A 13,997-nucleotide genomic window follows, 5' to 3' on the forward strand; every position below is an offset into this window, starting at 1 on the left:
CTGGATAAAGAACATTGCCACCGATTTCTTGAATAGTTCCAATTTTCGGGAAACAGCTTGTCCCACCAATTTACCATCTGCGCCTGATGGAAACTCAGTACGAACAACGCCATAAGACCAGACAAAGCGCCAGCCAGACCAAAGCCGATAACTGACAAGATGGACGGATGCAGAGTTGCAACCCAATTTCGACACGCAAAACCGTCAACTCGGATTTCTGATTTCGTTGAATCCCTCACAGCAACCAGTGCCGCTGCACCTATCCACTGATATGACCGCTGGTGTAAGGCTGTCCTGATCAATGAGGGGCAGCGTTATGAACGTCAGACAGGGTTTCAAGCGGATCTACATTATCGGCGTGGTAGCAGCCGAATTGGTGCTGGTGGTGCACCCGCTGCTGTCCTTTATATCGAAGGCCAGCTACGACCGGCGAGTTGAAGCCTACAGGCTTGCGACCATGGAGTTTCTGATGCTCCTGTTTGCTGCGGCAGTCGTTTGGGTAATAATTGACTGGATTTGGCGTGGGTTCAGCGAGCCCGGCGCATAGGAATATGCTCTTGATCCGTTCTCGCCTGCCCCGTCAGCTAGTCTGCCGGCTAGGATGCGGCTGACAGTCTTCAATCCATGCCAACAGGCATGCCGTCTGTTGCGTCCCTACGGCCATTGTAAAGGGCTTTGAGAGATGGTCCGAGAAGTCAGGTCGACTGAGACAGATTGGCAGCGGATGAAACGCACCAGCACCTTGCCAACACGGTGCACTACGCATCGAAATATCATGCAAAGTGGGTTCTGCACGATAGCGCATTCGAACTTCGAATGTCGCTGCCGGCTTAGCACTCCCACGCTCACGCCATGCGACCGACTCTACGAGTTCGCCACCGCCTCGTCGCTCTTTGTCTCGGCAAGGCCCGAGAAAATACGATCCATCTCCTTCGGGAATAGGCTGCCGTTCAGTCCTCTAAGTTTATCCTTGAAATTGTTCATCGTGTAGACCTGCAAGTCCCATTCCTTGGACTCGCCATCGACCTTCTTGCCCATGAACGTTTCAATCCCGACATCCGACATAATCAATACGGCAAGCTCTAGATCCCACACCGATGTCAGCGTGAAAGGGTATTGCTCCATTAGCTTCGTATCGATCCCGGATTTTTCAAGATTCTCAACGGCAACCTTCCGAATTGGTTCGTATAGTCCTACCGCATAGAAATCTTCCAGCATTACAACGATAGGATAAATCGGTGTGTTGTCGTTTTTCCAAAGTGGGTGTTCTCCATCGAGCGCAGCCTGCAAGGATTTATAGGTCTGTGCTACTGCCTTGCCAAATTCTTTTACATCAGCGTCGAGCGAATAACTGTCAAGAATCTTGGTTTTGGCGAGATATGTAATTCTCTTCGTTTTGCACTCTACGAACAAATGGGCCGTTTTGTCGGAAACAATCCAATCAATTGTGTGTTTGGGACTGCCGCCAGAAATATAGGTTACCTCCGGCGTAATTCCGAACGTCCCAGCCCTATTTGCCGCTTCAAACATCTCGCCAACATAACTCTGAAAAGCAGGCCCAAAAAACTCTGAGAAATTCGGCAGAGCGCATATCTCATAATATAACCCTTCCGATACTCTTCGGATAAGGTAGTTTGGGACAGGGCATACAAGCTCCACTGACCCATTTAGATCGTGAAGTATGAGGGGCTTAACGACCAATGGATTCCTAACATAAATAAAATCTTCTCCCATACTTCCGGTGCTTTCTGCCTCCTCAAATAAGTTCCAAAACTGACTCGAAAAATGCATTACAAAGGTTGACATTTCTTCGGCAGTTGCAAAATTATTATCAACTTTAATCGGAATACTTTGAGAAAAGTTCTTCATATAGATCGCAAAGAAGGCCATACCTATTCTTAAAATCTTCTCGATTGGCAATCCGACCTTCTGGACGATCATTTCGTCCAACTCTTTCATACCAAATATCTTTAGATACCGCACAAGCCAGCGGCTACTTGGTTTCGTCTGCCATGGAAACTGTTGGTTCTGAATCCGGAATACTTCGGACATGATCTTCGTGTCCAATATGTCCGAATAGGCATTCTGAACATCGCCATGAATCTCCTTCATGTGGTTTATAGCGTCGGCCAGCCCATCCCAATGTGCAAAGTTTCGAGTTCCCCACCGTGAAGCGTAACGCAGCAATTCACGACAAAGGATGTCCAGTTCCCATTCAAAAAGCCCCAACTCGATTTTGTCTCTGGTCTCGAAATTTTCTATGGGTTTGATCCACGCAGGAAGTGGCGTTCCAAACTGAAAGAACACCATGTAGGCATGGATGACTTCCAACGATTCAAGCAGCGGCGCTGATGCCAGACGATTGCGTAGGCGGCGATGATTGCGCAGAAATTTCTTCATGGTGGGCGTGTTGTTTTCCGTAGGGGTAGCGGCAATCTGTTTTCGACAGGTGCGGGTTACGAGCCTGATGCCTGACAGTCAGCATCCATTAAAGGCTCGAATTTTGCTGACCAGGGTCTTGCCGTACTTGTAGATCGTCTGCACCTCTGACTTGCCCTTGCAGACCGAACCATCCGAACGGGCATATGTGTATGTGACGACAGTCTTATCGGCCCCATGCCTTGCAATCGATTCGAGGCGCAGCGGAGTGGAAAGGCCCCCGAAGAACGAGTGGATCGAAGCTTCGTTGAACGGACCAATGCCACGCTTTTCCGGAATAACCAGCGCCGAAGCGGAGACGCCATCAGCATTCGACAGCGCATTGTAAAAGGCAGCGACCACCTTCATTGGATCGTATGGCTCGGGAGCGATTTGCGTCTCAACAGTATCTGACGACATAGCGTTCGTTTGATACGAGGCGAACTGAAGGCCGAGCTCGCTCGCCTTCTCTCCTGACAGCCAAGCCATCCCATCAGGCGGCGCAGTAGTGACAAACACGATGGTATCCTGCGACAATCCGATTTGGTTCAGATAGGCGCCAATCAGAGCGTTCCCGACGCCGCTCTCGCTCGCCGTCCCATCATTGACTACGTAAGATGCGTGGAAGCCAATGTTGGCACTTTCGCCCGCTAATCGTGGTGCGCCGGCAAGCCATGTCAAAGCACATGCAGAGGCGCAGAGAGTTTCATTCGCCACAGCGGTAGCGAAACCCTTAAGCCGAATAGCCCGGCCTATTTCGAGGGCAGGCAGAACCGAACCTCCCCCGCTATTGAGAAGGACGACGGCTTGTCCAGTTGTCGCAGCTATCTGGTTGAATTGAGCGTCATCGCTTGATTCGATAACGCCCGTTATTACGATCAGGTCCGGTGAACCGGCGGCCTGTGGTATCTTTTCGATCACCGCTGCGTGGGCTGTACCCATCAAAAGGTACATCCCCACCAACCATCCCGATTTTTTCAATTCACCCCCCAAAGCCCACTTCTGAACCACACTTTATCTCAGTTTGACTGAACGCTGAAATCAAAAACCCATCCCGAAGTTCAGGATGGGATAAAGACATTTGCATTCGCCGGAGGGATGATGTCGGCCCGCCGACCTTGTGCTGCACAAGACTGCTTTCCGCAATCTGCTTGACAGTTAGGTTGCGTTAAGGTATATTGCAAAATATAAGGTCGCAATCAAGCGCCTTGGCTTGCGCAGGAGGGAATCAATGGCTTTCGGCCTTGATAATTTTAAGCAAAGCGAGTTTGGCAGACGGGTTGGTGAAGTGCTCACCGACAGGGACAACATCATCGGAATGCGTTATCTCAGCGAGCATGGAATCCCCGCTGTTCAAACGGTGGGAAAGCGAATTGAGGCGCTTGGAAAACCCCTTACCGACGATGAGAAGAAGCTAATCGGTCGTTGGGTTCGGGAGATTATGGAGGCGCAGGGCTGGACGACGAACAAGAAGGGTAGAGTTGCACCGGGCAACCTATTTTCGACAGGTGCGGTTTACGAACCCCGTGTCTGATCTGTTGACAAATGTTTGACATGTTAATTTTCTGACGGTTACTCCTTGATTTTTATACACAAATTAACATTCCAGTTCTCGAAGCGCTAAGCACTGCTTCAGCTTCAGACAGTCGAAAAGGCCGCCTCCGGGCGGCCTTTTCTTTCGGTGCCGAGCCATCACCCCACCCGCGCCTGCGGCGCGACCTCCCCATCAAGGGGTGACGGCGCCCGGCGCAGTTCATGCCTGGCGCAGACCTCAGGTCCGGCTGTCCCTGATAAAATCGATAAACGCCCGCAACGGCGCCGGCACGAGACGCCGGCCGGGATAATAGAGGAACGGCCCGGGGAAGCTCTGCCACCAAGGTTCGAGGACGGGTTCGAGCGCACCGCTCTCAAAGCAAGGGCGCAGCCAGTCCTCGAACAGGCTGACAATGCCGGTACCGGCGATGGCTGCATCGACGGCGAGATCGGCCGCGCCGCCCAAAGTCACGAGAAGCGGCCCCGTCGGATTGACCCGCACCACCTCGCCGGCACGCTCGAATTCCCATGGCGGCATCGCCCCGCTGGCGAAGCGGCCGCGCAGGCAGGCGTGGCCGAGCAGGTCGCGCGGGTGTTGCGGCCGGCCATGGCGATCAAGGTAGGCAGGGCTGGCGGCGGCGGCAAAGCGCTGCAGGCGCGGTCCGATCGGCACCGCGATCATGTCCTGCTCCAGCCGCTCGTCGTAACGGATGCCGGCATCGCAGCCTGCCGCCAGGACATCGACAAAGCTCTCCTCGGCGATCACCTCCAGCCGGATGCCGGGATAGGCAGCGAGAAACCCCGGGACGATGCCGGGCAGCACCAGCCGCGCCGCGCTGACCGGCACATTAAGCCGCAACGTACCTGCCGGCCGGTCACGAAAACCGTTCACCACGTCAAGTGCTGCCTCGACCTCGTTCAGGGCCGGGCCGAGCCGCGCCAGCAAGCCGACACCCGCGTCGGTCAGCGCGACGCTGCGTGTCGTGCGATTGAGCAGCCGGACGCCGAGTTGAGTCTCCAGCCGGCGCACCGCCTCGCTCAGACCCGACGCGCTGCCGCCGCTTGCACGAGCGCCCTCGCGAAAACCGCCGGCGCGCGCCACCGCCAGGAAGGCATTCAGATCACCAAGTTCGACATTCACTGTTCGCAATCCCGCACAACCCGTGCGGATTGTAGCGGATTATCAGGACAGCGCACAGCGGCTATTTCTGCTTCATCATCCGAAGGAGACAGATCATGCCCAGCATCGACAAGTCAGGTACATTCACTCTCGGCGACCGCTCCGTGAAGCGGCTCGGCTATGGCGCCATGCAACTCGCCGGACCCGGCGTTTTCGGCCCGCCTAAGGATCATGACTCAGCCCTGGCCGTGCTGCGCGAAGCCGTCGCGCGTGGCGTCGACCATATCGACACCAGTGACTTCTACGGCCCACACGTCACCAACCGGCTCATCCGCGAAGCGCTCGCGCCCTATTCCGACGACCTCACCATCGTCACCAAGATCGGCGCCAGCCGCGGCGCCGATGGTTCATGGCTCCCCGCCTTCTCTCCCGAGGAGCTGACCCAGGCGGTGTACGACAATCTGCGCAATCTCGGGCTCGACGTGCTGGACGTGGTCAACCTCAGGATCACATTCGATGTGCATGGGCCCGCTGAAGGGTCGATAGAAGAACAATTCGCTGTGCTGGCCGGGCTGCAGCAAAAGGGTCTGGTGCGTCACATCGGGTTGAGTAATGCCACCTCGGCGCAGATAGAAGAAGCACGGCGCATCGCCGAGATCGTCTGCGTGCAGAACCAGTACAATCTGGCGCACAGGAGCGACGACGCGCTGATCGACGAACTTGCCCATGACGGCATCGCCTATGTGCCGTTCTTTCCGCTCGGCGGCTTCAACCCGCTACAGTCGTCTACCCTATCGGGCGTCGCTCAGCGCCTGGGCGCCACGCCCATGCAGGTCGCGCTCGCCTGGCTGCTCCGTCGCGCGCCCAACATCCTGCTCATCCCCGGCACCTCTTCCGTCGCGCATTTGCGGGAGAATCTTGCCGCAGCCGAACTCAATCTGCCGGAGGACGCCGTCAGGGAGCTGGACGGCGTGGCGATGGCTGCATGAGGATTGGCGAGGAGCCACGCAGCTTCGTAAGCAAGAAGGCCGCCTTCGGACGGCCTTCTTGCTGCTCGGCTGTCACCCCACCCGCGCCTCCGGCGCGACCTCCCCATCAAGGGGAAGTAGGAGGTCGCGGCAGTTCCCCGCTCGCCGAACGATCTGCAAAAGCCGGCCGGGTGACGGAACGATGGTCCGAAATGTAAAGCGCGACGCCCTACCTCCCCTCGATGGGGAGGTCAGCGCGAAGCGCCGGGTGGGGTGAAGCACCCACGTCGAATTTCTAATTGATGCTCGCCGTATTCGCCGGGCGCGCCTCATCTGAATATGGCACGCGGTAGCCGTTCGCCGCCAGCCAGTCGATCGCCGCTTTCGGCTCGTCGGTCTGGATGATGGTGGCGCCGCGCTCGGCCCAGAAGCCGTAGGTCTCGCGCGGCAGGCTGGCGAACACCGCCAGTTCATCGCCGCGACCGCCGGCAAGGAAGCCGCCCGGCTTGTTGACGATGGCGTAGGTATTGGCCCAGATGTGCCAGTCGCCCCTTATCGCCGCCGCGCGCATGCGCGGGCTGAACAGCGGACCGCCGGTCTCGGTCAGCGTCTCCGCGCCGTCGCGCCAGTTGATCATCTCGACCGCGCGCGGCGAAAATGCGCCGCTGACCTTCTCGGCGAAACCGGCGTCGCGGACCGCGTCGTCGGCAATGATCGGCATGAACTGGAAACCGCTGCCGATCGCGCCCATGGCGGCCTTGACAGTGGTGATCCTGGCCGGGTTCCACAGGTTCTCCTTGACGATCACCTGTTCGGCCATGCCAAGGTCACGCGCCACCGCGATCATGCCGGCCAGGCTGTCGACGTCGAGTTTATTGTCGATGTTGACGAGGATCCTGTCCCTGGTCGCCATCAGCATCTCGCGCAGCGTCGAAACCGGCTCGTCGGTGACGGCGCCGGTGCCTTCGATCACCAGCCTGCAGGTTTTGAGTTCGGCCAGCGTGCGCTTGACCACCTCGCCCCTGCAGTTCGTCGTGCGGTCGAGCCAGCTGTCATGCATGACGACGAACTGGCCGTCCTTCGAGCGCCTGACGTCGACCTCGACGATTTCGGCGCCAAGCGCGATCGAAGCCTCGAGGGCGGCGATCGAGTTCTCCGCAAACAGCGTCTTGCGGGCCTGCAGGCTGCCGGCGCGGTGTGCCGCCACCATGACATGGTCGCGCCATTGGTTGGCGTGTTCGAAACGGTCGAGAATCTGCCTGGCGCGTGTTTCGCCAGCCAATGCCGAGCCAGTGAACAGCACCGAGGCGGCGGCAAGCACAAGTTTCAGCCAGGTCGTTCGCATGAGAATCGCTCCTACCGGATGCAAACCCGGATAAGCGACGCGCGTGACAGCCCAGTGAACGAAGCCGGCTTCGCAAATGCCGGAAAGTCAGGTCAATGCCGGCTGAAGCGGCCGTTCTTCAATCTCGAACCGACGGCAATCAACTTGCCGAGATCGATGCGCCGTCCTGGCGGTCGGTGGCCGGCTTGGCGTGCTGAAACCTGCTGCGTTACCCGGCTGACAACGATCCCGCGACAGGACGGCTGGCCACTTTCGGTTGTATTCATGCATATCTGCGCAATTTCCGGGTTTGCCATGCGGGCTCACCTGGCAAGCAAGAAGTTGTGACCGAGCTCGAACGGCCGTGGCCCCCGGAAGGGGTCGCATTTGTTGGAATTATATCCAATAAGGTTGCGCCTCGACGCACAGGAGATCGCTTCATGCCGAACACCAACATCGACCACGCCTTTACCGCCCGGGCCAGGACGGGTGCGTCCTTCGAGCCGACCTATGCCGGCGCGCTGTCGTTCATGCGACGCAAATACACGAAGGACGTGAAGGGCGCGGACGCGGTGGTGTGGGGCATCCCCTTCGACGCCGCCGTCACCAACCGGCCGGGCGCGCGTTTCGGACCGCAGGCGATTCGCCGCGCCTCGACCATTCTCGACAACGACCCGCAATACCCGTTTTCGCGCGATCTGTTCGAACATCTCGCCGTGGTCGACTATGGCGATTGCCTGCTCGACAGCGGCAATCACCAGAAGACGCCGGGGACGATCGAGCGCGAGGCGGCAAAGATCCTGAAATCCGGCGCTTTCCTGCTATCGCTCGGCGGCGACCATTTCGTAACCTGGCCGCTGCTCAAGGCGCATGCCGCCATCCACGGTCCGCTGGCCATGGTGCAGTTCGACGCCCACCAGGACACCTGGCCGGACGACGGCAAGCGCATCGATCACGGCTCCTTCGTCGGCCGTGCGGTCAAGGAGGGGATCATCGATCCCGACCGTTCGATCCAGATCGGCATCCGCACCCATGCGCCCGACACCTTCGGCATCAAGATCCTGTACGGCCACGAAGTCGAGGACATGCGCGCGTCCGATATCGCCTATGCCATCGTCGACCGCACCGGCGGCAGGAAGGCCTACGTCACCTTTGACATCGATTGCCTCGACCCGGCCTTCGCGCCCGGCACCGGCACACCGGTCGCCGGCGGGCCGTCCTCGGCAAAGATCCTGTCGGTGCTGCGCCAGATCAATCAGCTCGATATCGTCGGCGCCGATGTCGTGGAGGTTGCGCCGGCCTATGATCACGCCGATATAACGGCAATTGCCGGGTCGACGGTGGCCATGCACTATCTCGGGCTGCTGGCGGAACGAAAGGCCCGGCTCGAAGAGCTGAACAACGGCAATCACATTGTTGCCGGATTGAATCAGGCAAGTGGCATATAATTTCGAAGTATCAGGGGATTCAGGCAGGCAATGAAACCGAAAATCTTCATCGACGGCGAGCACGGCACCACCGGTCTCCAGATCAGGGCGCTGCTTGCCGAGCGCGGCGACCTGGAGATCATCTCGATTCCGACCGAGCGCCGCAAGGAACCGGCGGCGAGAGCCGAGTTCCTCAACGCCGCCGATGTCGCGATCCTGTGCCTGCCGGACGCAGCCGCGAAAGAAAGCGTCTCGCTGATCAGCAACGACACGACACGGGTTATCGATGCCTCGACCGCGCATCGCGTGGCAGAAGGTTGGGAATATGGTTTTGCCGAAATGGACAAGGCTCAGGCGCGCAAGATCGCTTCGGCGAAGCGTGTCACCAATCCGGGCTGCTGGCCGCAAGGGCCGATCGCGACGCTGAGGCCGCTGGTGGCGGCCGGGCTGTTGCCGCCGGATTTTCCCGTCACCGTCAACGGCATTACCGGCTATTCGGGCGGCGGCCGGCCGATGATCGAGGACTATGTCGCCAAGGGCGAGGATGCCTCGGAATTCCTGCCCTACGGGCTGACCCTGCAGCACAAGCATGTGCCGGAGCTCAGGACCTATGCGAAGCTGTCGCATGATCCGATCATGCAGCCGGCGGTCGGCAATTTCGCGCAAGGCATGATCACCGTGGTGCCGCTGCAGCTCGGCGGCCTCGACTATGTGCCGACCGGCGCCGAGCTTCATGCCGCGATCGCCGACCATTTCGCCGCCATCGATGGCGGCGTGGTCGAGGTGGCGCCCTATGCGCATCTGGAGCGCGTGCCGGAGATCGATCCGGAAATCTACAACGGCACCAACCGGATGATGCTCCATGTCTTCGCCAACGACGACAGGGCCCAGGCGCTGCTGCTCGCCGTCTACGACAATCTCGGCAAGGGCGCCTCGGGTGCTGCCGTGCAGAACATGGATCTGATGCTCGGCCTCAGGCACTGAATGGACGCTCCGGCATTTCCAGGCCGCTGGAAGGTCACCGCGCCAGAACTGATTGCCGAGACGTTCAGCAGCCGCATCTGGAAGGTTGTTCGCGCAGACGGCTCGCCGGCGATCGTCAAGGCGCTCAAAGCTTTCGACGACGTCGAAGACGAGTTGCGCGGCGCCCATTTCCTCGCCTGGCGGCGCGGCGAAGGCGCGGTGCGGCTGCTCGGCCGCGACGGCCACTGCATGCTGCTCGAATATGCCGGTGAAACCTTGCTGTCACAGGTTCTCGCCGAGCAGGGAGACAATGCCGCTACAGCAATCGCGGCCGAAGTGATGGCAAGACTGTTCTCGCCATCCGACCACCCTGCCCCACCAGATCTGCAGCCGCTGCGGGTACGGTTTTCCAGCCTGTTCAACAAGGCGAGGATCGATCGCGACGCCGGCGAAAAGACCCTCTATGTCGAAGCGGCTGCGACCGCGGAACGGCTGTTGGCCGATCCTGTCGGCGTGCTGCCGCTGCATGGTGACCTGCATCACGACAACATCCTGCACGGAGCGCGCGGCTGGCTGGCGATCGACCCGAAGGGCGTTCTCGGCGATCCCGGCTTCGACGCGGCGAACATGTTCTACAATCCGCTCGACCGCGACGACCTTTGCCGTGATCCCCGGCGGATTGCCGACATGGCAGAAATCTTCGCCAGGACGCTCGGCCAAACGCCACCAGCCATCCTGGATCACGCCATTGCCTATGGCTGCCTGTCGGCGTCATGGCATCATGAAGACGGCAACGCGGTCGATGAGAGCCGCGAATTGTCCATTGCCACGGCGATCAGGACGGTGCGGCTCAGCCTCTGACGGCGATCTGGTTGGGCATGGGATAAGCGCCTTTGGTGCCGCGCCAATGCGCTGCGGCAAACCCCAGCAGAACAAGCGCGAAAGCCTGATGCGTCAGCGCCATGTGCAGCGGCACCTGCATCAGCAGCGTGCCAATGCCGATCAGGGCCTGCACCAGCACCAGCAGAAACAGCAGCGTCGCGCGGCGCGCATGGGTGGTGCCGGGCTGGCGGCGGTGGGTGGCGATCATGTGCCAAAGTGCTGCGACTGACATCGCGTAGGCGCCGAGCCGGTGGATGAACTGGACCGTCTTCGGGCTCTCGAAGAAATTGCGCCATGCCGGCTCGAGGATCAACAGATCGCCGGGAATGAGCTTGCCGTCCATCAGCGGCCAGGTGTTGTAGCTCAGGCCGGCATCGAGCCCGGCGACCAGCCCGCCGAGATAGATCTGGATCAGCGCCAGCAACACCAGAAAGCCGGCCAGACGCTGGGTCGCACGGTCGGCGGCGGGCTCGGAATGCGGGGCCAATCCACGCGCGACCACCATGGTCGCGGTGAAGATCAGCGCCGCCAGCGTCAGATGCGTCGCCAGCCGGTACTGGCTGACGGAGACCCGGTCGACCAGCCCGGACGCCACCATCCACCAGCCGATCGCGCCTTGCAGGCCGCCGAGAAGAAGAATGCCCAACAGTTTCGGCCCAAGACCGCGCTCGATGCGGCGCGTCGCCCAGAAAAACACCAGCGGCACGGCAAAAACCACGCCGACACCGCGCGCCAGGATCCTATGCAACCATTCCCACCAGAAGATCGACTTGAACGCTTCGATGCTCATGCCCTTGTTGAGCTCGGCATATTGCGGGATCTGCTGGTAGCGCTGGAATTCCTCCTGCCATTCGGCGTCGTTGAGCGGCGGGATGATGCCGTGGATCGGCTTCCATTCGGTGATCGACATGCCGGACTCGGTGAGCCTGGTGGCGCCGCCGACCAGCACCAGCACAAACAGCACCAGGAGCACGACGTAGAGCCAGCCGCGCAGCAGCGCCCGGTTACGCAGGTCGCGGTCGCGAGCCATGAATGGCGCGGCAGCTGATATGGCAGCCATAGACTTGTCCCGGCAGGTTGCAGTCGCGGATTGGTGAACCATCGCAATCCAACTGGCAAGACCGGACAGCGCGGCACGCCGTCGCGCCGCTTCTTGCGGGTTGCGTGCCTCTTCCGTTGGGCCTAAGCGATAGGGATCAACCGGATCGCGAAATGCCCATTCGCCTGAAAAAGCTGATCGGAACAATCCTGCTGGTGGCGCTGGTCATCGTCTATGCGCTGGTCGCATCGATCGTGGCGGTTGCCCAACTGGCGGAATCGGGTCCGTGGGCGCATTTCCTGTTCTTCCTGCTCAGCGGCATGCTCTGGGTGCTGCCGGCCATGGGCATCATCAAATGGCTGATCCTGGAGCCGCCGCGGCCGAAGAACTGAGGCTCGCTCGCCGCCAGATGGTGAAAGCCTGACGTTTGCTACCCGACGCGTAGGGCAGCTCAGGGTGGGTTTCCGTCTTCCGTGTCGCCGATCGGAACGCGGCGCCAAGAGTGGTCATTGCCGAACCACTACTCAGGCGTTGCGTTTGGGGCCGATTGCAGACCGACAGCCTTGGGTCCGGGATCTTAAATCGCGGACCCTCAGCTCGGTGGGAATATTGTCGTGACGTGATCTGATCCGGTCGTTCCGGGATGGGTAAGCTAGGCCGTCCAGAAGCAGCTCGAAGCCGCCACTGACAGTCGCCGAAATAAGGCGTATGAATGTTTATCGCTGGCTAGCGCGCTCTAGCTCACAAGCCTTCGGGCGCGACGACAAGATGTCACCTCTGCCGGATTTCTTTGCTCGATTCCGGTCCAGGCACATTTTCGCGGTTCGGAGAGCGTTCTGATGCAGATCATCCAAAGCCGCCGCCGCTTTCTGGCTGGTCTCTCGGCAGCCGGTGCTGTCGGCCTCGTCGGCGCCGCGACCCCGGCCAGCGCCGAGCCGCCGCCCGAGACCAGCCGGATTCGTCTGAGCAAGACCTTCGGCATCTGCCTCGCACCGCAATTTGTCGCGGAGGATCTGCTGTATGCCGAGGGTTTCACGCATGTGGATTATGTCGAAACCCAGCCTGGCACTGTGATGGCGACAGATACGGCGAGCGGCAAGATCGATTTTGGCCTGAACTTCATCGCGCCCACGATTGTCGCCGTCGATCAGGGGCACAGGCTGACATTGATGGGCGGCGTTCATCCGGGCTGTTTCGAGCTGTTCGTCCAGCCAGGCATCGACAGCATCCTCCAACTCAGAGGCAGGAAAGTCGGTGTCCAGGCACTCGGATCCAGTCCGCATCTATTCATCGTCAGCATAGCGGCCCATGTCGGGCTGGACCCGGTGCGCGACATCGTTTGGGTGAGCGATCCCGACGTGAAGCCGAAGGAATTATTCCTGCGTGGCGATGTCGATGCCTTTCTCGGCTTCCCGCCGGAGCCGCAGGAGCTGCGCGCCAAGGGGGCTGGCCGCGTCCTCCTCAACAGTGCGCTCGATCGGCCGTGGTCGCAGTATTTCTGCTGCCTGCTGGCCGGCAATCCCGGCTTCGTCGCCGCCAATCCCGTCGCGTCGAAGCGGGTGATGCGTGCCATTCTCAAGGCAGCCGATCTGTGCGTCGCCGACCCTGCCATGGTCGCGCGCCGTCTCGTCGAGGGAAAATTCACCGCTAATTATGACTATGCGCTCCAAGCCCTTGGCGAAGTCCCCTACAAGCGGTGGCGGGACTATGACGCGGAAGACACGGTGCGATTCTATGCACTGCGCCTGCGCGAGGCCGGCGCTATCGCCGCGAGTCCCCAGGAGATCATCGCCAAGGCCACGGACTGGCGCTTCCTCAATGAGCTCAAGCGCGAGTTGAAGACGTGAATATGAGGCCGGCACGCGTCTTGCTATTGGCGCTGCTCGTTGCTTGCCGGCGCATTCAACCGCGCAAACGGTCTCTTGGCCGCGAGGCGGGGGCAGGACGTTTGGCGGAGTAAGTTTTGCGCTCGCAACCAACGCAAATTGGGCGTATCGTGGCATATCGTCGATTGCTAATAGATGCGCCGACGACTGAGAGCGCAAGACTCCCGCATCGGACTGGGCGCGCTAGAACCACAACTACTCGTCGCGCTCACGAGACCACCTGCCTCTGCCGAAACCTCTTTTGCTCGGTTTCGGCCAGAATTGCCTTTTTGCAATTCGGAAGAGAGGAGCGTTCCGATTCAGATCATGCAAACCCGCCGCCGATTCCTGGCCGGCGCTGCAATGACAGGCGCTGCCGACGGAACGGACTGGCGCTTCCTCGACGAGTTGAAGCGTGAGCTGAAAACCTGATCCCATTTGTCTCAAGGGGAGACGTG

14 protein-coding genes are annotated in these 13,997 nt (G+C 59.9%); 9 read left to right on the forward strand and 5 right to left on the reverse strand.

Annotated elements, in window-relative coordinates; all coding sequences use genetic code 11:
* Positions 1 to 316 precede the first annotated feature (316 nt).
* Positions 317 to 547, forward strand: coding sequence for a hypothetical protein (locus BQ8794_RS00895; RefSeq protein ID WP_077371757.1), 231 nt, complete (start codon positions 317 to 319; stop codon positions 545 to 547).
* 317 nt (positions 548 to 864) lie between these two features.
* Here the strand turns inward: BQ8794_RS00895 and BQ8794_RS00900 are convergent, their stop codons facing one another.
* Positions 865 to 2,400 carry a hypothetical protein gene (locus tag BQ8794_RS00900; RefSeq protein ID WP_077371760.1) on the reverse strand — a complete coding sequence of 512 codons (1,536 nt, stop codon included), beginning with the start codon at positions 2,398 to 2,400 and terminating at the stop codon, positions 865 to 867.
* A gap of 78 nt (positions 2,401 to 2,478) precedes the next feature.
* Positions 2,479 to 3,429, reverse strand: coding sequence for a COG3904 family protein (locus BQ8794_RS00905; protein WP_244554816.1), 951 nt, complete (start codon positions 3,427 to 3,429; stop codon positions 2,479 to 2,481).
* A 220-nt stretch (positions 3,430 to 3,649) separates the two neighbouring features.
* Here BQ8794_RS00905 and BQ8794_RS00910 point away from each other — a divergent pair, with 220 nt between their 5' ends.
* The gene (locus BQ8794_RS00910) at positions 3,650 to 3,952 is read left to right on the forward strand and encodes a hypothetical protein (RefSeq protein ID WP_077371763.1); all 303 of its coding nucleotides are present in this window, start codon (positions 3,650 to 3,652) and stop codon (positions 3,950 to 3,952) included.
* 237 nt (positions 3,953 to 4,189) lie between these two features.
* On the opposite strand, the gene BQ8794_RS00915 is transcribed toward BQ8794_RS00910, so the two are convergent.
* The gene (locus BQ8794_RS00915) at positions 4,190 to 5,092 is read right to left on the reverse strand and encodes a LysR family transcriptional regulator (protein ID WP_077371766.1); all 903 of its coding nucleotides are present in this window, start codon (positions 5,090 to 5,092) and stop codon (positions 4,190 to 4,192) included.
* A gap of 95 nt (positions 5,093 to 5,187) precedes the next feature.
* Between BQ8794_RS00915 and BQ8794_RS00920 the strand changes: the two genes are divergently transcribed.
* A complete protein-coding gene (locus BQ8794_RS00920; protein WP_077371769.1) occupies positions 5,188 to 6,060 on the forward strand; it encodes an aldo/keto reductase family oxidoreductase in 873 nt (290 codons plus the stop codon).
* A gap of 274 nt (positions 6,061 to 6,334) precedes the next feature.
* Here BQ8794_RS00920 and BQ8794_RS00925 read toward each other — a convergent pair whose 3' ends face one another.
* On the reverse strand, positions 6,335 to 7,384 hold the full coding sequence (locus BQ8794_RS00925; RefSeq protein ID WP_077371772.1) for a glycerophosphodiester phosphodiesterase family protein: 1,050 nt from the start codon (positions 7,382 to 7,384) through the stop codon (positions 6,335 to 6,337).
* Positions 7,385 to 7,803: 419 nt separating this feature from the next.
* Between BQ8794_RS00925 and speB the strand changes: the two genes are divergently transcribed.
* From speB to BQ8794_RS00945, 3 genes are read left to right on the forward strand one after another with little or no spacing between them, the layout of a single operon-like run.
* On the forward strand, positions 7,804 to 8,811 hold the full coding sequence (gene speB, locus BQ8794_RS00935; RefSeq protein WP_077371778.1) for an agmatinase: 1,008 nt from the start codon (positions 7,804 to 7,806) through the stop codon (positions 8,809 to 8,811).
* Between the two features lie 30 nt (positions 8,812 to 8,841).
* Entirely contained in the window at positions 8,842 to 9,774 is a 933-nt protein-coding gene (gene argC / locus BQ8794_RS00940) for an N-acetyl-gamma-glutamyl-phosphate reductase (protein ID WP_077371781.1), read from the forward strand.
* The gene (locus BQ8794_RS00945; protein WP_077371784.1) at positions 9,775 to 10,614 is read left to right on the forward strand and encodes an aminoglycoside phosphotransferase family protein; all 840 of its coding nucleotides are present in this window, start codon (positions 9,775 to 9,777) and stop codon (positions 10,612 to 10,614) included. It begins immediately after the preceding gene.
* Here the strand turns inward: BQ8794_RS00945 and BQ8794_RS00950 are convergent.
* A complete protein-coding gene (locus BQ8794_RS00950; protein ID WP_077371787.1) occupies positions 10,604 to 11,695 on the reverse strand; it encodes a COX15/CtaA family protein in 1,092 nt (363 codons plus the stop codon). The two genes, BQ8794_RS00945 and BQ8794_RS00950, sit on opposite strands and share 11 nt — an antisense overlap.
* Before the next feature lie 152 nt (positions 11,696 to 11,847).
* Between BQ8794_RS00950 and BQ8794_RS00955 the strand changes: the two genes are divergently transcribed.
* The 3 genes from BQ8794_RS00955 (at position 11,848) to BQ8794_RS34305 (ending at position 13,971) form a co-directional block, all read left to right on the forward strand.
* Positions 11,848 to 12,066, forward strand: coding sequence for a DUF2842 domain-containing protein (locus BQ8794_RS00955; RefSeq protein WP_023798362.1), 219 nt, complete (start codon positions 11,848 to 11,850; stop codon positions 12,064 to 12,066).
* Positions 12,067 to 12,513: 447 nt separating this feature from the next.
* Entirely contained in the window at positions 12,514 to 13,521 is a 1,008-nt protein-coding gene (locus BQ8794_RS00960; RefSeq protein ID WP_077371789.1) for an ABC transporter substrate-binding protein, read from the forward strand.
* Between the two features lie 345 nt (positions 13,522 to 13,866).
* Positions 13,867 to 13,971 (forward strand): twin-arginine translocation signal domain-containing protein, encoded by a 105-nt coding sequence (locus BQ8794_RS34305; RefSeq protein ID WP_143744420.1) that lies wholly within the window; start codon positions 13,867 to 13,869, stop codon positions 13,969 to 13,971.
* The last annotated feature ends 26 nt before the right edge of the window (positions 13,972 to 13,997 follow it).

It is taken from the genome of Mesorhizobium prunaredense (assembly GCF_900156895.1).
Classification (GTDB): domain Bacteria; phylum Pseudomonadota; class Alphaproteobacteria; order Rhizobiales; family Rhizobiaceae; genus Mesorhizobium; species Mesorhizobium prunaredense.